Origin of the sequence: Pedobacter sp. MC2016-14 (genome assembly GCF_020991475.1) — a bacterium.
Taxonomy (GTDB): Bacteria; Bacteroidota; Bacteroidia; order Sphingobacteriales; family Sphingobacteriaceae; genus Pedobacter.
Map to the genome: position 1 here is coordinate 597512 of NZ_JAJMPA010000003.1, position 20013 is coordinate 617524.

The 20013-nt window shown below is 38.0% G+C and carries 22 protein-coding genes; 11 read left to right on the plus strand and 11 right to left on the minus strand.

The window, feature by feature from the left end:
- Window positions 1–7 precede the first annotated feature (7 nt).
- Complete coding sequence (gene recQ / locus LPB86_RS17985) at window positions 8–2197, minus strand: DNA helicase RecQ (RefSeq protein ID WP_230692794.1); 2190 nt, start codon at window positions 2195–2197, stop codon at window positions 8–10.
- An 89-nt stretch (window positions 2198–2286) separates the two neighbouring features.
- Between recQ and LPB86_RS17990 the strand changes: the two genes are divergently transcribed.
- Window positions 2287–3252: an SIS domain-containing protein gene (locus LPB86_RS17990; protein WP_230692795.1), complete on the plus strand. Its 966-nt coding sequence runs from the start codon at window positions 2287–2289 to the stop codon at window positions 3250–3252.
- Window positions 3253–3260: 8 nt separating this feature from the next.
- Window positions 3261–4352, plus strand: a complete 1092-nt coding sequence (locus LPB86_RS17995; protein WP_230692796.1) for a mannose-1-phosphate guanylyltransferase — start codon at window positions 3261–3263, stop codon at window positions 4350–4352.
- On the opposite strand, the gene rlmB is transcribed toward LPB86_RS17995, so the two are convergent.
- Window positions 4345–5118 carry a 23S rRNA (guanosine(2251)-2'-O)-methyltransferase RlmB gene (rlmB, locus tag LPB86_RS18000; protein WP_230692797.1) on the minus strand — a complete coding sequence of 258 codons (774 nt, stop codon included), beginning with the start codon at window positions 5116–5118 and terminating at the stop codon, window positions 4345–4347. The genes LPB86_RS17995 and rlmB overlap by 8 nt on opposite strands.
- A gap of 123 nt (window positions 5119–5241) precedes the next feature.
- Here rlmB and dnaB point away from each other — a divergent pair, with 123 nt between their 5' ends.
- From dnaB to LPB86_RS18025, 5 genes are all read left to right on the plus strand, one after another.
- Window positions 5242–6819, plus strand: coding sequence for a replicative DNA helicase (gene dnaB / locus LPB86_RS18005; protein WP_370632853.1), 1578 nt, complete (start codon window positions 5242–5244; stop codon window positions 6817–6819).
- 304 nt (window positions 6820–7123) lie between these two features.
- Window positions 7124–7621: a PRC-barrel domain-containing protein gene (locus tag LPB86_RS18010; RefSeq protein ID WP_230692798.1), complete on the plus strand. Its 498-nt coding sequence runs from the start codon at window positions 7124–7126 to the stop codon at window positions 7619–7621.
- Window positions 7622–7628: 7 nt separating this feature from the next.
- Window positions 7629–7949, plus strand: a complete 321-nt coding sequence (locus tag LPB86_RS18015) for a hypothetical protein (protein WP_230692799.1) — start codon at window positions 7629–7631, stop codon at window positions 7947–7949.
- A gap of 56 nt (window positions 7950–8005) precedes the next feature.
- Window positions 8006–8311 carry a hypothetical protein gene (locus LPB86_RS18020; RefSeq protein ID WP_230692800.1) on the plus strand — a complete coding sequence of 102 codons (306 nt, stop codon included), beginning with the start codon at window positions 8006–8008 and terminating at the stop codon, window positions 8309–8311.
- A gap of 1 nt (window position 8312) precedes the next feature.
- On the plus strand, window positions 8313–9032 hold the full coding sequence (locus LPB86_RS18025) for a DUF2931 family protein (protein WP_230692801.1): 720 nt from the start codon (window positions 8313–8315) through the stop codon (window positions 9030–9032).
- Window positions 9033–9048: 16 nt separating this feature from the next.
- Here LPB86_RS18025 and chrA read toward each other — a convergent pair whose 3' ends face one another.
- Window positions 9049–10251: a chromate efflux transporter gene (gene chrA / locus LPB86_RS18030; protein ID WP_230692802.1), complete on the minus strand. Its 1203-nt coding sequence runs from the start codon at window positions 10249–10251 to the stop codon at window positions 9049–9051.
- 10 nt (window positions 10252–10261) lie between these two features.
- Window positions 10262–10597 (minus strand): tetratricopeptide repeat protein, encoded by a 336-nt coding sequence (locus LPB86_RS18035; RefSeq protein ID WP_230692803.1) that lies wholly within the window; start codon window positions 10595–10597, stop codon window positions 10262–10264.
- A gap of 87 nt (window positions 10598–10684) precedes the next feature.
- Here LPB86_RS18035 and LPB86_RS18040 point away from each other — a divergent pair, with 87 nt between their 5' ends.
- The 4 genes from LPB86_RS18040 (at window position 10685) to LPB86_RS18055 (ending at window position 14495) form a co-directional block, all read left to right on the plus strand.
- On the plus strand, window positions 10685–11422 hold the full coding sequence (locus LPB86_RS18040) for an electron transfer flavoprotein subunit beta/FixA family protein (RefSeq protein ID WP_230692804.1): 738 nt from the start codon (window positions 10685–10687) through the stop codon (window positions 11420–11422).
- Between the two features lie 38 nt (window positions 11423–11460).
- On the plus strand, window positions 11461–12429 hold the full coding sequence (locus tag LPB86_RS18045) for an electron transfer flavoprotein subunit alpha/FixB family protein (protein ID WP_230692805.1): 969 nt from the start codon (window positions 11461–11463) through the stop codon (window positions 12427–12429).
- A gap of 56 nt (window positions 12430–12485) precedes the next feature.
- Window positions 12486–13100 (plus strand): bifunctional nuclease family protein, encoded by a 615-nt coding sequence (locus LPB86_RS18050; RefSeq protein ID WP_230692806.1) that lies wholly within the window; start codon window positions 12486–12488, stop codon window positions 13098–13100.
- 129 nt (window positions 13101–13229) lie between these two features.
- Entirely contained in the window at window positions 13230–14495 is a 1266-nt protein-coding gene (locus LPB86_RS18055) for a nucleoside permease (RefSeq protein WP_230692807.1), read from the plus strand.
- 69 nt (window positions 14496–14564) lie between these two features.
- Here the strand turns inward: LPB86_RS18055 and LPB86_RS18060 are convergent, their stop codons facing one another.
- The 7 genes from LPB86_RS18060 to LPB86_RS18090 form a co-directional block, all read right to left on the minus strand.
- A complete protein-coding gene (locus tag LPB86_RS18060; protein WP_230692808.1) occupies window positions 14565–15851 on the minus strand; it encodes a citrate synthase in 1287 nt (428 codons plus the stop codon).
- Between the two features lie 84 nt (window positions 15852–15935).
- On the minus strand, window positions 15936–16463 hold the full coding sequence (locus LPB86_RS18065; protein ID WP_230692809.1) for a DUF3347 domain-containing protein: 528 nt from the start codon (window positions 16461–16463) through the stop codon (window positions 15936–15938).
- Between the two features lie 95 nt (window positions 16464–16558).
- Window positions 16559–17092, minus strand: a complete 534-nt coding sequence (locus LPB86_RS18070; protein WP_230692810.1) for a hypothetical protein — start codon at window positions 17090–17092, stop codon at window positions 16559–16561.
- Window positions 17093–17260: 168 nt separating this feature from the next.
- Entirely contained in the window at window positions 17261–17782 is a 522-nt protein-coding gene (locus tag LPB86_RS18075; RefSeq protein WP_230692811.1) for a hypothetical protein, read from the minus strand.
- 158 nt (window positions 17783–17940) lie between these two features.
- Window positions 17941–18873 carry a tRNA (adenosine(37)-N6)-dimethylallyltransferase MiaA gene (gene miaA / locus LPB86_RS18080; RefSeq protein WP_230692812.1) on the minus strand — a complete coding sequence of 311 codons (933 nt, stop codon included), beginning with the start codon at window positions 18871–18873 and terminating at the stop codon, window positions 17941–17943.
- Window positions 18874–19671, minus strand: coding sequence for a hypothetical protein (locus LPB86_RS18085; protein WP_230692813.1), 798 nt, complete (start codon window positions 19669–19671; stop codon window positions 18874–18876).
- Window positions 19662–20000, minus strand: a complete 339-nt coding sequence (locus LPB86_RS18090; protein ID WP_230692814.1) for a hypothetical protein — start codon at window positions 19998–20000, stop codon at window positions 19662–19664. Before LPB86_RS18090 ends, LPB86_RS18085 begins: the two co-directional genes overlap by 10 nt.
- Window positions 20001–20013: the final 13 nt, after the last annotated feature.

Genomic DNA, 20013 nt, shown 5'->3' on the forward strand with positions numbered 1-20013 from the left:
GTTGTTTTTAGTTGCCTAATTCAGACATAAATTTGATCCTCATCAACTGAATTTCTTCACGAGTGTAATCCTCTTCGCCAAGGTCTTTTAAGGCATCATCTATAGAATCAATTTCTGCACCTCTAAAGTAATCGAACACTTCATCCTGCCGATCTTCATCAATCATTTCATCAATAAAATAATCCAGGTTAAGCTTAGTTCCGGAATTCACAATGGCCTCAATTTCTTTTAGAATCTCATCATAAGTGATCCCTTTTGCCTTTGCAATGTCTTCCAGTCTAATCTGGCGATCTACATTTTGAATGATAGAAACCTTTAGCTGAGATTTATTAGCCTGAGTTTTAATGATCAGGTCAACAGGGCGTTCAACATCATTGTCTACCACATATTTATTAATCAGCTCAATAAATGGTTTTCCAAACTTAAGTGCCTTACCATTTCCAACACCAGAAATCTGCTTTAGTTCCTCCATATTTATTGGATAATGCGTACACATCTCTTCCAATGAAGGATCTTGAAAGATCACAAACGGCGGCAGGTTCTTTTGCTTGGCAATTTTTCTGTTTAAATCTTTAAGAAGTTGAAACAATTGCGTATCAAGCGTGCCTGTTCCATGTTTTACATCATCCTCATCATCATCAGCAGCACTTTCAATGTGTTCGTTTAAGAAAAATTTAAGTGCATAAGGGCTTTCAATAAATTTTAAGCCTGCTTCTGTAAGTCTCAGCAATCCGTAGTTGTCAATATCCTTGGATAAAAAGTTATTTAATACCGCTTGGCGCACCAGTGATTTCCATAACAATTCGCCATCTGCCTTACCAGAACCATATTCAGGAAGTTTATGGTGCTCGTATGCAATTGTCTGAGCGGTTTCCATCCCCATAAATATATTCAGGATATGGGCATCATCAAACTTTCCGCCTATGTTCTGAATCATTTTCAACAGAACGCCAAGTGGCTCTTCTGCATTAAAAAGTTGTTTTGGTTTCTTGCAGTTATCACACATGCAGTTACATCCAGCTTCGTCAAAGTTCTCCCCAAAATAATGTAAGATCTGCTTTCTGCGACAAACTGCGGACTCCGCATAATCGATCACTTCTTTAAGGATTTGTGTGCCTATTTCGCGCTCCGCAACAGGCTTATCTTTCATAAACTTAGCCAGTTTATCTACATCCTTTTGAGCATAAAACGCAATACAAACACCTTCTCCGCCATCACGTCCGGCACGTCCGGTTTCCTGATAATAGCCCTCCATACTTTTCGGAATATCATGGTGGATTACAAAGCGAACATCAGGCTTATCGATCCCCATTCCGAAAGCAATAGTAGCCACAATTACCTCTGCGTCTTCCATTAAAAACTTATCCTGGGTTTCCGCTCTTACCTTCGGCTCCAGACCAGCATGATAAGGCAATGCCTTGATGCCGTTTAAATTCAGCGCCTCGGCTACTTCTTCAACTTTTTTACGGCTTAAACAGTATATAATCCCTGATTTACCCGTATTCTGTTTAATGTACCTGATAATTTCTTTAAGTACATCTCGCTTGGGACGGATATCATAGAACAAATTAGGCCTGTTAAAAGAAGACTTAAACAAAGTTGCTTCGGTCATTTGCAAGTTTTTGATGATATCTTGCTGCACTTTTGGTGTTGCCGTAGCTGTAAGTGCTATGATTGGGATATTGTCTCCCAATCCACTAATCACCTGCCTGATTTTGCGGTATTCTGGACGAAAATCATGTCCCCATTCAGAGATACAATGCGCTTCATCAACAGCCACAAAAGAAATCTTGATTAACCGTAGAAAATCGATATTATCCTGCTTTGAAAGAGACTCTGGTGCCACATATAACAACTTGGTATGCCCACTCAACAGATCGTTCTTAACCTGGGTAATCTCCGTTTTATTTAAAGACGAATTTAAAAAATGTGCTATGCTATCGCTTCCTCCGAAAGCACGTAGCTGATCGACCTGATTTTTCATCAGGGCAATGAGTGGTGATATGACAATTGCAGTACCTTCGTTCATCAAAGCAGGTAACTGGTAGCATATAGACTTCCCACCACCCGTTGGCATAATCACAAAGGTGTTATTCTTATCAAGAACATTGTTGATGATGGCTTCTTGATCACCTTTGAAATTATTGAAACCAAAAAAGGTTTGTAAGTTGTCAAACAACGACTTATTCACGTCCATATTTGAGTATAAAATATTCAGTGCTATTTTTAATTCAAAATAACATATAATTGCAGTAATTAAGGCATTAAGGTACTAAAAAAATCTCTTTGAAAAGTAAAAAATCGATAATAGCAGCGGGAGTCAACACTTTACAGTTAGAAGCACAAGCTATTTTAGGTCTGATTAACCATATAAATGATGATTTCGCAACCGCCGTTGAACGGATAATAACAAGCCAGGGGCGCGTTATTATAACGGGAATTGGCAAGAGTGCTATCATTGCGCAGAAAATTGTTGCCACTTTTAATTCAACCGGTACACCAGCTGTTTTTATGCATGCTGCAGATGCCGTGCATGGCGACCTGGGCATGATCCAGAAAGATGATATCGTGATGTGTCTTTCTAAAAGCGGAAATACTGCCGAAATTAAAGTTCTGGCCCCTCTTTTAAAACGATCTGGAAATTTGCTGATTGGTATGGTAGGTCAATTGCAATCTGAGCTTGCGCTTCAGGCAGATTTGATTTTAAATACAACGGTTGAAAAAGAAGCTTGTCCGCACAACCTTGCACCAACCACAAGTACAACGGCACAACTTGCCATGGGCGATGCATTGGCCATTTGCCTGCTGCATGCCAGGGCATTCAATGAAAATGATTTTGCGCGTTTCCATCCAGGCGGTTCTTTAGGTAAAAGACTCTACCTCAAGGTTGCTGAAATGGCGATTAAAAATGAAAAACCAACCATCCGCCCGGATGCACCGGTAAAAGACGTAATTATAGAAATTAGTAAAAACCGTCTGGGGGCAGTTGTTGTTATTGATCATGATTTAATTCTGGGTATCATTACCGACGGCGATATCCGGAGGATGCTGGAAAAACACACAGATTTATCAAACATCTGTGCCAGGGATATCATGAACGGTAATCCTAAAAAAATAGATAAAGATATGCTGGCTATTACAGCACTTGAAATCATTAAAGAAAACAACATTACCCAGCTGCTGGTAACCAGCAAAAATGGGTATTTTGGATTAATACATTTACATGATCTCCTTCATGAAGGGGTTCTTTAATTTATATAATGAATAAAAATAATTACGCATTAATTATGGCTGGCGGTGTTGGCAGCCGTTTTTGGCCAGTAAGCAGAACAGAATATCCTAAACAATTTATAGATTTTTTTGGTGTTGGAAAAACACTGATCCAAAGCACATACGAAAGATTTTTAAGAATCTGTCCGTCGGAAAACATCTTCATCGTTACCAACGAAATTTATACAGACATTATAAAATCTCAGCTTCCGGAGCTACAGGACAATCAAATTCTTGCTGAACCTATAATGCGCAACACAGCACCATGTATAGCTTATGGCTCAATGAAAATAGCGGAGCTCAATCCGGAGGCAAATATTGTAGTTGCCCCTTCAGACCATACCATTGCCAACCTGGATGAATTTGTACGCTCTATTGAACAATCATTGATAGCTGCCACCAACAACGACTGCCTCATTACGCTTGGCATAAAGCCAAGTCGTCCGGATACAGGCTACGGTTACATCCAATATATGGAAAATACCCTGGCAACTGACGATAAGATTTTTAAAGTTAAAACGTTTACCGAAAAGCCAAACCTCGAACTTGCAAAATCATTTCTGCAAAGCGGAGACTTTTTATGGAATGCAGGAATCTTTATCTGGTCAGCCAAATCCATCAATAACGCTTTTAAAAAGCATTTGCCGGATATGCACGATATTTTTCAGTTGGGAGAATCGATTTACAATACACCGGATGAAAAAGGATTTATTAGTAATGCTTACCAACAATGCACTAATATCTCTATAGATTTTGCGATTATGGAGAAAGCCGATAATGTGTATGTATTACCAACTGATTTTGGCTGGTCTGATTTGGGCACCTGGGCTTCCATATATGATATGGCAGAAAAAGACTACGTGGGCAATGCAGTTATCCCTTCAGAGCAGGTAATGATGTTCAATTCATCTAACTGCATGGTTAATGTACCAGAAGATAAACTGGTGATCCTTCAAGGTTTGCATGATTATATTGTAGTAGAATCAAACAACACACTTTTGGTTTGCCCCAGAGCAGAGGAACAAACCGTTAAGCAAATGGTGGCCGACGTAAAATCTAAATTCGGAACGCGTTTTATTTAATAACCTCGCGCTGCCTGATGGCTTCATATAGAATAATGCCTGTAGATACTGATACATTTAGCGAACCAATCTCACCAAACATCGGGATTTTCGCTAAATGGTTAGACATCCGTAAAATTTCATTTGAAATCCCTTCATCCTCAGCTCCCATTACAATTGCTGTTGGGGCAGTATAATCCGGAGCATAAATCAAGTCTGTTGTTTTTTCGGTGCAGGCCACAATCTGCAAACCGCATTCCTGTAAGTATAAAGCTATTTTATGCAAGTTAACGTGACGGCAAACGGGAATACTAAATAATGCTCCTGCCGATGTTTTAATGGCGTCGGCATTGATCTGTGCCGAATTTTTTACCGGCACCACAATGGCATGAACGCCAGCACATGCCGCGGTACGTGCAATAGCCCCCATGTTCCTTACATCAGTAATTCCATCAAGGATTAATACCAGTGGCACCTCTCCTCTTTCATAAATCAAGGGAATGATATCTTCAATTTTTTGAAAAGTAATGGACGAAACCACAGCAATCACCCCCTGGTGATTTTTCTTCGTCATACGGTTCAATTTTTCGACTGGCACGTTATGCACAGGGATATCTGTGTCCTTAATTAAAGCCTTAAGTTCAGGAATGATATCTCCCGTTAAACCTCTTTGCAAGTACAGGCTTTCAATGTCTTTACCAGCTTTAATTGCCTCTATTACAGCCCTGATACCAAACACAAATTCACTGCTTTCTTTAGCTCGTGCCGGCCTTCTGAAATTATCCATAAAATTTTATAAAGTGCAAAAGTAGTCAAATTAAGGTTAGCACAGAATTTTCAACAACAGCTTGTTAACAAATCATTAAAAACAATTCAAAAAGAGCGTATTTTTTTGTATAATTTTGTAGCTATGAGTATGGAAAACGGAACAACGGGGCAAGATAAATCTAATTACAGTTCTGCAAGAAAAAGCAGGTTAGCTAGTCCAATGAGCACCATGGGCAAAATACCGCCTCAGGCGCTGGATCTGGAAGAAGCTGTTTTGGGTGCACTGATGCTTGAAAAAGATGCCCTTTCTACCGTAATCGATATCTTAAAACCAGATGTTTTTTATGCGGAAGCCCATAAAAAAATATTTGAAGCTATTGCCATACTGTTTCAAAAATCTAAACCAGTAGATATTTTAACGGTTACTTCTGAACTTAGAACACTAGGATCATTGGAGATGGTGGGTGGTGCATATTACATCACTAATTTAACTAATCGTGTAGCTTCAGCTGCGAATATAGAGTTTCACGCCAGGATCATCTCGCAGAAATACATTCAGCGTGAGCTGATCAGGATATCCTCTGAAATCATTCAAAATGCCTATGAGGACACAACCGATATCTTTGACCTTTTAGATCAGGCAGAAAAAGGCCTTTTTGATATTGCTCAAAACAACCTTCGCAGAGACACGCAAAAGATGGATGAGATCATCAAACAATCTTTAGCTACACTGGAAGAATTGAGAACAAAATCTGACGGATTAACCGGAGTACCTTCAGGATTTACGGACTTAGACAGAATTACTGGTGGCTGGCAGCCCTCCGACCTTGTAATTATCGCTGCACGTCCGGCGATGGGAAAAACAGCCTTTGTACTTACCTGCGCACGAAATGCGGCTGTAGATTTTAAAAGACCTGTGGTGGTATTCTCCCTTGAGATGTCATCCGTTCAGCTGGTCAATCGTTTGATTTCAGGGGAAACCGAAATTGAACAGGAGAAAATCCGTAAAGGAAATTTGGCGGAGTGGGAATGGCAGCAATTACACAGTAAAATAGGTTCTTTAACAGAGGCACCGCTGCTAATTGACGATACCCCTGCCTTAAATATATTTGAGTTCAGAGCCAAATGCAGAAGGCTTAAATCACAATATGATATTCAACTTATCATTATTGACTACTTGCAGCTGATGCATGGTAAAGGTGAAGGACAAAGTGGTGGTGGTAACAGGGAGCAGGAAATTGGTAGTATTTCGCGTGCGCTAAAATCTGTTGCTAAGGAGCTTAATGTACCTGTACTTGCACTCTCGCAGTTAAGTCGTGCTGTAGAAAGCAGACCAGGCGCAAATGGAAAAAGACCTATGCTGTCAGATTTAAGGGAATCTGGATCTATTGAGCAGGATGCGGATATGGTACTGTTTTTATACAGACCTGAATATTACGGAATTACAGAAGATGAACAAGGAAGGTCTCAAGCTGGTGTTGGTGAAGTAATTATTGCCAAGCACAGGAATGGTGAGACAGGAATTGTGCCATTACGCTTTATTGGAAAATACGTGAAATTTGCCGACCTTGAAGAAAGCTATGCTTCACCTAACTCTTTCTCTATGGATAATCCTAGTGCAGGCATGCTTCCTTCGGCAGATTTTGATCGGCCTGCCGGAAATGTAATCATCAAACCATCTAGCATGAACGATATGCTTGACGATGATGCACCTTTTTAAGACTAGAAAGATCCATAAAATTAGGTACTAGTTAACCAGCATGTCCAAGCGGCTATTTTCTCGAATGTTGTCATAATTTGGAACAATTCTTCAATTTCCTTGTTGTCTTTCCGTAAGTACTTAAATAGTGCTTAAAGGAATTAACAACAATCATTTAAGCATAATATTATGGCCGAATTAGATGTTCAACCAAAAAAAAGAACACCAATTTTATGGATCTTACTTGCCATTGTGGCAATTACGCTATTATTTTTTCTCTATAAAGGATTAAGTTAACAGCTGAGGAACTAAATAAAAAGAAATTATGGATATGACTGAAAAGCACCGCACAACATACCTTGAAGAACTTAGTGAAAGCGATTTTGAGGTAGCCGATCACCAGCCTGATATTACCGGATGGGAAATTCTAGACAGTGCCGGAAATGAACTAGGTGAAGTTGAAGATCTTATATTTGATAGTGATGCCAGGAAAGTACGCTATGTAGTTGCCAATCTGGAATTATATAACGATGAGGAGGAGGATTTTAGACTAGTACTTATTCCTATAGGTATCGTTTCTATCCACGAAAAAGAAGATGAAGTAATTATACCAGAAGCTGTAGCGTTAGTTCTGGCTACCTTACCGGTATATGAACCAGGAAAAACTATTTCACCTGCTGAAGAATTAGCCATTCGTTATGCTTTTTTAGGAGAAACCGCACTTCCGGATGCAAATGCCGTTGTTTATGAAAGTCATCCCGAAGATTTTTACACGCATGGTCATTTCAACGATCGTGGATTTTTAAAGCGTCCTAACCATTAAGTTTAGCATGAGACAAATTCTAACATTCCCTGCAATTCTGCTGCTAATTTTATTTGCTTTAATTACAGGCTGTAGCAGCAAGAAGAATATTGCCCAGGTGGATACAATAACGTTATCTGGAAAAGTAGAGCAATTAGGTATGACCACATTTCAGTATGGAACGCATTTATTGAATGTACCAGGCAAAACCTATGCTTTAAAAAGTTCGAAGCTAGATTTGAATAAATACATTGACCAGTCTGTAACTATAAAAGGTACAAAAACCCCCGGATACCCTATAGAGGGAGGTCCTGAATTAATTGAGGTCCTGGAGATTTTAGCCAGGTAAATCTGGATTTTAAAAAAGTATAGTTTATTCCGCAGGAATACTAAGTATCATGATTTATGGAAACAGAGCATTCAACAACAATTGAAAGTCAGTCTGGGATAAGCATATTACTTATCATTGCGATTATGGTAGCGACAGGATTCTTTATGACTTGTACTTACAATACTGAAGACGAATCTTTTATGCTTTCTGCTATCGCCTGCCCTATTCTAGCCCTGTTAACTGGGATATATACTTTTACTTATCGGGGAAAGGCATACTTGTTGAGCCGAATTGTTTTCTTCATTTTACTGGCGCTTAGCTTATTTAGTTTGTTTGTTTTATGGTACTTTATTGCATTAGGAAGTTCATATTCACATTAAGATGAAGAAACTAAATACCACCAATAAAATATATACCGGAATATTGCTTTTGATCATTTTGGCTACCGCAGTTAAACTTTGGCGGTATAAGGGATGGGAAAGATATTATTACAGCAGTTCCTTCTCTTCACCGGGCAGCTATCCTATATATATCCGCAACGGCTATTTTATTTTAGAAGATGGAGAAATTGAATCAATTAGCAACAGTGATGTAAATGACCATAGAAATATGGCATGGGGCGATGGCACGGGGAACGATCCTAACAGAAAAGAAAGACTTCCGGTCAAAATTGTTTTTGAGTATGCCTCTTATCGTGATGAGTTATTTTATAAAGACACTATTAATTTACCTCTGGATACCATTAGGGCAATTTTTAAAAATGTAAAGAAAACGGGTGTTAATACTAGTCTTTACCACTCACCTGAAATTAAACGGCTGGATTTTGTAATAGGTATAGCCAACAAGGGAAATGTTATAGTCTGGCTTCGTGGAGAAAAATTTGAAAATGTATTGCTAAAACATAAAATGATAGCGAAAGAGCCAAGGGGTGACCAAACTTACCACGGGGCACGACTCACCAAAAAGGCTTTTTTAAAAGAAGTGTTTTATATAGACAGTGCAGACCGGGAGGCTTACCGTAAAGGATTAGATAAGGATGCTAATTATATAGATACACCATCTAGCTTTGTTAAGCGATTAAATAATGAATATCCTTACTAAATTGCAAAATAAATCTTTAAATAAAGTAACCTAATAAAACTCCTGCTATCACAATAATAGGCGGGCTTATTTTGGTATAGTTCAAAATTAAAAAGGTGCTGAGCATAATTCCTGCCGACATAAAATTCAACCCCATAGGTACAAGCAGCAATAAAAAAGCGGCTACAATAAAGCCCACGCTTACCGCATTGATCCCCGATAGAGAATGTTTAATTCGCGTTATTTTCTTCAGGTCATCCCAAAAAGGCACAATAAAAAGAACAAGGATTAGTCCGGGCAAATTTATGCCCAATACGCCAATTACCCCACCCATAATTTGTCCAAACAATCCATAACCAAAGTTTTTCATGCTCAATACCCCTAAATAACTTGTAAAAGAAAATGTAGGGCCAGGTAAAGCCTGTTGTAACGCAAAACCAGACAGAAATTCTCCAGAGCTATGAAGATAGTGTTTCATTTGCACAAATTCGGTAAACATAAGTGGTACCAAAACTTGTCCTCCTCCAAAAACAAACATACCGTTACGGTAAAAATTTTCCAGCAAGCGTATAGGCAGGCTAAATGGAGAAGTGGTATTAATAACTGCGCCAACTAAAGCAAGAACCAATAATACGCCAATAAAAGAAAGCATCTTTTTACGGTTAATGTTAGAAAACAACCGCATTCTTAATTCAGTTTCTTCTTTAGGGGTTTCAATAGCTGAAGAAATCATTCCACCAATCAATATAGATAATGGGAATACATAGGCGTTTCTAAGCACTAAAGTGGCAATTACAGCACCCAATGCCAGAAAAATAGACACCTGTGTATGCAAAACTTTCTTACCTAGTTGGTATGCTCCGTAGGCAACTATTCCTAAAGCTATGGGCTGTATGTATTTTAATATTTCAACAAACCGATCTTTTTGATCAAGCAATGCAAAGCTGATTGCAGCAAAAGTCATAATTGCCGCAGAAGGAAAAATCCAGATTAAAAATGACAAAAGAGCCAGCTTTAAACCTCCTACTTTATAAGCTATCCCAACCAGTGTTTGTGTAGATGCCGGACCAGGTAATACCTGAGCTAAAGCATTTAATTCTAACAATTCTTCTTCAGAAATGTATTGGTTATTTTTAACAAAATACCTGAGCAGCAAAGAAATATGAGCTTGGGCACCGCCAAATGCAGTGAAGGTAAACAGCACTACATCTTTTATAAACAACAACTTTTTATGAGCCAAAATATCTTATTTAATCGTCCTCATAATCTAGACCCATAGCAGAATTATAAGCACCTTGTAATTCCGAAAAGGCATGGTTATCGCCCTTCTTTCTGGCCTGCAGCATCCCCTCTTTATAAACCAATATTGCTTTTTCTGTATCCTGGTTCTTTTCATAAAGCTTACCCAGGTGATAGTAGGTTCCTACATAGTCGGGATGTTTTTCAATGAGCTCAAGGTAGTAACCAAATGCTTTTTCGGCATCATTTTGGGTATTGTATTCGGTGGCCAGCGCATATAATACAAAAGGATCATTTGGCTCTGCTGCTAAAAATTCTAATAACTTGGTTAATCGGGTATTTTGCATTTTAAATCCCTGCTTTTTTAATTAGATTTGCACAAAGACATTTGGCTCAAAAGAGCTACATCATCTTAAACACAAATATATATACTTATGAAACTATTAGTTTGTATCAGTAATGTGCCCGACACAACGACAAAAATAACTTTTACCAACGATAATACACAATTCAATACAGCCGGCGTTCAATTTATCGTTAATCCTTACGATGAAATTGCTTTGTCTAAAGCTATTGAACTTTGTGAAGGTGGAAAAGGTACCGTTACCGTACTTAATGTAGGTGAAGCAATTACAGAACCAACCATAAGAAAGGCACTGGCAATTGGTGCTGATGATGCAGTAAGAATTAACGCTGCACCTCGTGATGCATATTTTACAGCATACCAAATTGCTCAATATGCAAAAAGCAACGATTTCGATATCATACTTTGTGGACGCGAATCAATTGATTACAATGGTGCGCAAGTTGCCGGTATGGTTGCTGAAATTCTGGATATTCCGTCCATTTCGATCATCAAAAAATTAGAATATGATGGAACAACTGCTACAATTGAAAGGGAAATTGAAGGTGGTAAGGAAATTGTGAGTGTAAGTGGCAAATTTGTAGTAAGTTGTGCTGAGGGTGTTGCCGAACCAAAAATACCGAACATGAGGGGCATCATGTCGGCCAGAAGCAAACCTCTGGTTGTTGTGGAAGCGCAAGACGTAGAAGAAGTGGCTAAAGTGGTTTCATTTGAAACCCCTCCTCCCCGCGGTACAGTTAAACTGATTCCTGCAGAGGAAACAGAAAAATTAATTGACCTCCTGCACCAGGAAGCGAAAGTAATTTAACAAGCACAACCATTTAAAAATCCTATTAAAAGATATTTATGTCAGTTTTAGTTTATGTAGAACAAGTTGATGGTAAATTTAAGAAATCTGTTTTCGAAGCAGTTTCTTATGCAAAAGCCATCGCAGATCAAAATAACACCACTCTCGCGGCAATTTCTATTGGAAATGTTGAGGAGAGCGAATTGAAAGCTTTAGGTACCTATGGCGCAGCCAAAGTGTTAAATGTGGCTTCAGAAGAATTAAAAACTTTTGTTAACCAGGCTTACGCCGCTGTAGTTGCTGAAGCAGCTACAAAGGAAAATGCAAATATTGTGGTACTTTCAAACTCTTTTTCTGGAAAAGGTTTAGCACCACGTATTGCGGTAAAACTTAAAGCAGGTCTTATAGACGGCGCCATTGAACTACCAACAACAGGAGATCAATTCAGGGTTAAAAAGACAGCTTTCTCTGGTAAAGCTTTTGCCATTACTGAACTAAGTTCAGCAAATAAAGTAATTGCACTTAACCCAAATGCTTTCGGTGTGAAGGAAAATCCGGTTGATGCCGTTATTGAAGCATTTTCTCCAGCAGTTAAACCTACAGATCTTACGGCTATTGTAAAAGACATCGTAAGGGCTACAAATAAGATATCTCTACCAGATGCGGAACTTGTGGTATCTGCGGGCAGAGGACTAAAGGGGCCTGAAAACTGGGGAATGATAGAAGAGCTAGCAAGCTTGCTTGGTGCGGCTACAGCATGCTCTAAACCGGTATCTGATGCAGATTGGAGACCTCATTCGGAACACGTTGGACAAACAGGAATTGCCATAAGTCCAAATTTATACATCGCTATTGGTATTTCCGGAGCCATCCAACATTTAGCAGGTGTCAGTTCATCTAAGGTAATTGTTGTCATTAACAAAGATCCTGAAGCGCCTTTCTTTAAAGTTGCCGATTATGGAATAGTTGGAGATGCATTTGAGGTTGTTCCTAAATTAATTGAGGCACTAAAAACACACAAGGGATAATACTATGTCTGGCAGCATCTAATAAAACATAGTAATGCTGCCAGCATTTACTACATATGAAGAAAGTAAAACTCGATATTATTGGTTTATCCTATAGCCAAACACAATCAGGAGCTTATGCCCTTGTATTAGGCGAAGTAAACGGAAGAAGGCGACTGCCAATTATTATAGGTGCTTTTGAGGCTCAGGCTATAGCCATTGAGATGGAAAAAATGACACCAAGCAGGCCTTTAACCCACGATCTTTTTAAAACCTTTGCTCAAACTTATCATATAGAAATTAAAGAAATCCTGATTTACAACCTGGTTGATGGGGTGTTTTTTGCGAAACTGATATGCACTGATGGCAAAGAGATACGAGAAATTGATGCCCGTACATCTGATGCCATAGCTTTAGCAGTTCGCTTTAATTCAGAAATCTATACTTATGAATTTATCCTTTCTTCAGCAGGTATTGCTATAGAAGGAAATGACCTCCTTTTTCTGGAGAACATGGACAATATTCCTAAAGAACAAGGATCTGAAGACATCAGCACTTCCATACCTGGTGGCATAAATTACAAAACGCTAAGTACAGAAGAACTGAATAGCAAACTTCAGGAAGCCATTTTGGAAGAAGCTTATGAAAAAGCAGCAAGAATCCGGGATGAACTTAATAAAAGAAGTATATAAACTTATTGTTACTCCATCAAATCGAAAATTGACAGCTTCCTTATTAAAATTTGGAAGCTGTTTTTTATAAAATTGATTATTGTACTCAAATAATCCTATATTCATCCCACACTAACAGCATTTCAAAATATGAACATCAAATTTCGTCTTGTCCTGATGAATTTTCTACAATTCTTTATCTGGGGATCATGGCTTATTACTATTGGAGTTTACTGGTTTCAAAATAAGCATTGGTCAGGTGCTGAGTTTGGTGCAATCTTCTCCACCATGGGAATTGCTTCCATATTTATGCCCGCCCTAACCGGGATCATCTCTGATCGTTTCATCAACGCAGAAAAATTATATGGGATTTTACATATTTTAGGTGCAATGGTGCTTTTTAGTTTGCCTCAGATAGAAAATCCTTCAGCTTTCTTTTGGGTAATCCTCCTAAATATGATTTTTTACATGCCAACACTTTCATTATCCATTACCGTAGCTTACTCTGCGTTAAAAGGTAGCGGAAAGGATGTGGTTAAAGATTATCCGCCGGTAAGAATTTGGGGAACAATTGGTTTCATTGCTGCTTTATGGGTAGTGAGCCTTTCAGGTAATGAAGCCTCGTCCAACCAGTTTTATATTGCTTCGGCAGTTTCCCTTGCATTGGGTATTTACGCGTTCACCCTGCCCAAGTGCCCACCTTTGGGTAAAGAAGTAACTACAAAATCTTTTGTAAATGCGCTTGGTTTAAGGGCTTTTACGTTGTTTAAGCAAAAGAAATTTGCTGTTTTTTTCATCTTCTCTATGTTTTTAGGTGCTGCATTACAGCTTACTAATGCCTATGGAGATACCTTTTTGCACGATTTCAAAAATATACCTGAATACCAGGATTTGCTTGCAGTAAAATATCCTGCAATCATTATGTCTATCTCACAAATATCAGAAACCTTATTTATCCTGGCCATTCCTTTTTTCCTTAGAAAATTTGGTATAAAATACGTTATGCTGTTTAGCATGCTTGCCTGGGTACTAAGGTTTGGTTTGTTTGCTTTTGCAGATCCTGCCGGCGGTCTTTGGATGATTATTTTATCATGCATTGTTTACGGGATGGCTTTCGATTTCTTCAATATTTCAGGTTCATTATTTGTAGAGACACAAATAGACGAAAAGATAAGAGGCAGTGCGCAAGGGCTATTCATGATGATGGTTAATGGCTTTGGTGCCTTATTCGGTAGTTTTGCCAGTGGTTTTATCATTGATAAGTTTTTCACCTTTGCCGACCAGAGCAAAGACTGGCATAACATCTGGATCACTTTTGCTTCATATACACTTGTGCTGGCCATTATTTTCCCTTTCATATTTAAGTATAAGCACAATAAGGCAGAATTACAGGCTATTGAAGCTATGAATCATTAATAATTCCATAAGACAAAAAAGCCGGAAAGAATTTACTCTCCGGCTTTTTTTATGACTGTTAAAACTAAATTAACGGTCTTGTGGCTCAGTGAATGTCCTGTTGGTATGACCTACATAAACCTGACGCGGACGACCAATTGGTTCTTTATTTTCATGCATTTCTTTCCATTGTGCAATCCATCCCGGAAGACGTCCCAATGCAAAAAGCACAGTAAACATGTCTGTTGGGAACCCTAATGCTCTATAGATGATTCCAGAGTAGAAATCTACGTTAGGATACAACTTACGCTGAACAAAGTATGGATCGCTTAATGCTGCTTCCTCTAACTTTTTCGCAATCTCCAATACTGGATCATCAATACCTAATTTTTCAAGAATATCGTCGCAAGCTTTTTTAATGATTTTTGCACGTGGATCAAAATTCTTATAAACGCGGTGACCAAAACCCATCATTCGGAAAGGATCATTTTTGTCCTTTGCCTTGTTGATCCATTTTTCAGTATCACCTCCATCCTCTTTAATCTTCTCCAACATTTCTATTACGGCCTGATTTGCACCACCGTGCAAAGGACCCCATAATGCAGAAATACCTGCCGAAACCGAAGCATAGATGTTACAATCAGACGAACCAACCATTCTAACTGTAGAAGCAGAACAGTTTTGCTCATGATCTGCATGCAAAATCAGCAATGTGTTCATGGCTTTAACAACCACTGGATCAATCTCTATCTCTTCTGTACGTTGACCAAAAATCATATTTAAGAAATTGCTCACGTAATCAAATTTGTTTTTTGGATAAATAAGCGGATGTCCTAATGACTTTTTATAGATGAAAGAAACAATAGTAGGAAATTTAGCCAACAATTTAATCATCTCACGATTCATCGTTTCCGGAGATGAGTTAGCGTCTAGTGATTCTGGATAAAATGTAGATAAAGAACATACCAATGAGGCCAGTTGAGCCATAGGATGTGATTTAGACGGATAACCATCTAAAAATTTCTTCATATCTTCATGAATCAAAGTATGTTTGGTAATCTGAGATTGAAAATCCTCCAATTGAACAACTGTTGGCAATTCACCATAGATAAGCAAATAAGCAACTTCTAAAAAGGTTGATTTTTCAGCAAGTTCTTCTATTGCATAACCTCTATATTTAAGTATTCCTTTTTCACCATCTAAAAAGGTAATTGCACTTTTTGTTGATCCCGTATTTTTATAACCAAAATCCAGCGTTATGTGGCCTGTTAATTCCCGTAACTTTGAAATATCAATAGATTTCTCGCCTTCAGTCCCTGTAATAACAGGAAACTCGTACACTTTACCATCAATCTTTATTTCTGCAATTTCTGACATATATCTTATAATTTATAATAACAAAAGTAATTAATCTATTCAATTGGCAGCTAGTACAACCCTAACAAAGTTGTTATCTAATTGTTAATTTGCCTTTATTTCTTCTTGTACAGCTCCACATTCCATCATTTCATCACCATAATATGGATTTTGAATATTTTTGGTAGCGGAAAGCCAGTCACCGCCATCGCCATGGTTTGCCATTGGACAGTGTTGCACATATAATACACCCTTTTTTAAATCAGCATGTTTAAACATAGCGATAACATCCGAACTTAGAAATGTAAATTCTTTGCGCTGCTCTTCTATACTTGCAGATTTTTCGATCTTAGAGGCTATTAATGCTGTATTTTCGCAACCCTCATAAGCATTAAGTTTTGTGGCCAGCACTTTAGAAGCTTCTTTTGCCTGCTCATAACTACTTTCTACAAGTGCATTTTTTAAGCCGATATAATCTGCGTAGATTTCCTGAACCTTTGCATCTCCAAATTTGGCTTCAGGAGTTTTTGTTGTAGATTCAACTGCGGTTTCAGTCTGTTCTTTTTCCTTTTGACCCCCATTTCTGCAAGACAAAAGCCCTAACAACAATGCTGCTGTTATATATTTATTCATACATTTTGTTTTTTGCTCAAAATAGCATTTTAAATTTGAATAAATAAAAAAAGCCCCTTAAATGTAAGGAGCTTTTAAAAGTTTTTAAATTCTAATTACAATTTAAAGCCATATGCTATTCGCAATGCGTATTGCCCCGTATATGGCACATAAGTGCTTGAAGAACTATCCTGTGTATAGCCTTCATATCTGAAGCTAAAATCTAATCCGTTTTTACATTCATAACCAACACCACCAGACCAAATCAGTGAAGTTTTCGAGCCATCTTTAATTGCAAAACCTGCTCCTATTTCTCCCAGCGCATACATGTTTCCAATTGGAAATACCTTTACACCGCCTTTGGCAGGAATGAAGTCGTAATCTGCATTTGCGTCCTTACCAAACATACGGGTATACCCTCCAGTTCCTAACACAGATACATAGTTAGACAAATCCCATTGAATTCTGGCATCTGCTCCCAACCCATAATCAAAAGGAGAACTGTCACTAGTTAAACCTCCACTGGCACCAATACCAATACGAAAGCCCTTACCTTCTTTTAATGGTTCTACAGTTTGAGCATGTACATTTACGGAACCCATTACTCCTAATAGTAAAGCTGTGGCTAAAAATTTTTTACTTGTTTTCATAGTTGGATATTATAGATGATAAATTATATGTTAAAATTAACATACGGCACAAATTACGATACAGTTTTAAAAATATTGACCTGATACATATTGGTTAAAATAAACGCAAAAAAAAACGCTGGTGCTATTTAATAACACCAGCGCATCTTAAGCGAAGCTTATAAATTATTACAAGTTAAATCCATAAGCAACACGCAGGGCAACTTGTCCAAGCGTAGTGCTGTTTCTTGATAAACCTTCATATTTAAGACCTAAATCTAATCCATTGCTCCATGAGTAACCTAACGCTGGAGAATAAATGAATGAAGTACCTGATCCATTAGTTACACCAAATGCTGCACCCAGTTCAGCTAATCCATAAAGACCAGATCCACTTTCATTAAAGAAAACTTTAACACCTGCTTTTACCGGAATAAATCCGAAGTTAGGCACATCATAACTTCCAACAACATCGTTTTTACCAAGGAATGTTGTGTAACCAGTAGTTACCGGAATAGAGATTTGTTTAGACACATCAAACTGTAAACGTGCGTCTACTCCTACTGCAAGACTATAAACATCACTTGCATCACTTGTTGGTGCACCAACGTTTAAACCAATACCTAATTTTGTCTGTGCGTTAACACCTGTCGAAAAAAATAAAGCTATTGCAGCTACTGCACCGGCTAAAAATTTTGTAGTTGTTTTCATTTGTTTTTTGTTTTTAATTTCCATCGCAGCCTCGTTTATTAGACTGCAAATTCAATTTGCTTGTTTAATTTAAAATAATCTATTGATACCTCGTTAAACAAAACCCATGCCATTTGAGTAAATTGTGTAAGTTTAAGCGAATCCTTAAACCAAAACCATTAAGCACCAAACATTTGCAAATAACGATTTACAATTTCCCTTTTAAGCTCTTTCTGATCTAAATCTGCATCAAACCAGTGAATTTTGACACCATCTTTTTCCATTTTTCTAAAAAAAGTCATCTGTCTTTTTGAATATTGAGCAATAGCATTAAACAATCTTTCTCTTAAAGTGGCTAAATCCAGCGTTCCTTCCAGGTAAGCAACTACAAATTTATATTCAAGTCCATAAAAAGTAAGTATCTCTTTTGACACCCCATTTGTTATTAATTGCGCAACTTCTTCAATTAGGCCTTCTTCTAACCTTAAATCCAAACGTTCTGCTATTCTTTGGCGCCTCCGCTCCACATCAGTATGCAATCCAATAACCAAAGGCTTTAAAGCAGGCATTAACTTTTTTGGCATCGGGTGCACGGAAAGATAATCCGCAACCTCTATTGCCCTGATTACCCGCTTATGGGTTGATCGGTCAGCGTGTCCTGTATGTGCAGCAGGATATTGATCTAATAAAACATTAAGCGCATCAAGACTGTAATGTTGCAAGCGTTCTCTTAATGCGGCATTTACAGCTATACTGGTAAATTGGTGATTCTGCAACAAGCTATGAATATACATACCAGTACCACCACATAAAACAGGTAGTCTTTTGGACTCCCTTATTTTAGTATAAGCAGCATAAAAATCTTCTTTAAAAGCGTCAACCTGATAACTTTCCCCTGCTTCACGAATATTGATTAAATGGTGTGTTATCGTTTCCCCTTTAATCTGGTATTCCTGCAAGTCTTTTCCCGTGCCAATATCCATCCCTTTAAAAACCTGCCTGCTATCTGCACTAATAATTTCACCATTTAAAGCATCAGCAAGCTGAACAGCAAGTCTGGTTTTACCTGATGCAGTGGGGCCTAAAATAATCAGTAATGAGTTTTCCACCATTTACAAGTATAGCAGATATTTCAAATTTCCAGTATTAAAAACTCTAACATAGTTTTCTGGATCGAAGTTTTCCGGTAAACGGTGCGGAAAATAACGTCTATTGCTTTTTCGGTCTAGCCATATTTCGGAGGGTTCGCTAATGCTATCCAATACAAAACCGGCACTTTGATAACCTTTACCTAATGACCAGTCCTTATCGGCATAACTCATGATGTCATTAGGTTTTAATAAGCAACAAAAATGTTTAATTAATTTAGTTAGTCCGCCGGTAATCGTCTTTCCACTTATTGTAGCAAAACGTATTAATTCTGCCGACTGATAGTTCGGCCCCCTACTTTTCATTGGCCTCAAACCACTAAAACCAGCTGCAGCTACGAGTTCGCCATTATAGATAAGACCGTAATTATATTTGGCTTTCGCTATTCCCTGGATATGATAAGATTTGAAAAATGTATTTGCCTGTTGTTGTGTTAAAGTCGCCAGGGTTGTTTTTCGTCCATGAATCCGTTGATTTCTTCCCAATAAAGATGAAATCCTATTTAGTACTTGTAATTTGTTATCAAGCCAAATGTCTTCCCATAGCTGAATCATCTGCTGATTTTCTTTTAACAAACTTGTATGAGCATCTAACACATCATTTGGCACCAAAGTATGTGATAAAGAGATTAAATTTAGAATGAATTTTTCGTGTCCTAAGTAAAGTAGGTCTAAAAATGGATGTGCCATCATCACGGGCGACAAGCCCATTTCTTTAAGCGAATTTTCAACATCCAGAATCCAATCCTGATTTATACCCACTCCTTTTCTTTGAACAACTTATAAACCAGTGATAGATCATTTTCAATTTGCTTCTGCGCAATTTCATCAAGCTGCCTCAATTCATTTTCAACTTTAGAGTTTGGCACATCCGAACTAAACAGAAAATCAACTACGTCGCCATTTATCTTCACACAAGCAAAAAAAGTCTCATTACGGCTAACTCCTGGTTTTTCAGCAGAAATCATATTCTTATCACTCCATAAATCATACTCCACATCACTGTTTATACGATTCGTAAAACCCAGTGTTGCATAAGGCTGCATGGCTGCTCGTATGGTCTGAAAAATTTCTACAAGGTCTGTCTTCATCTCCTTTATTTTA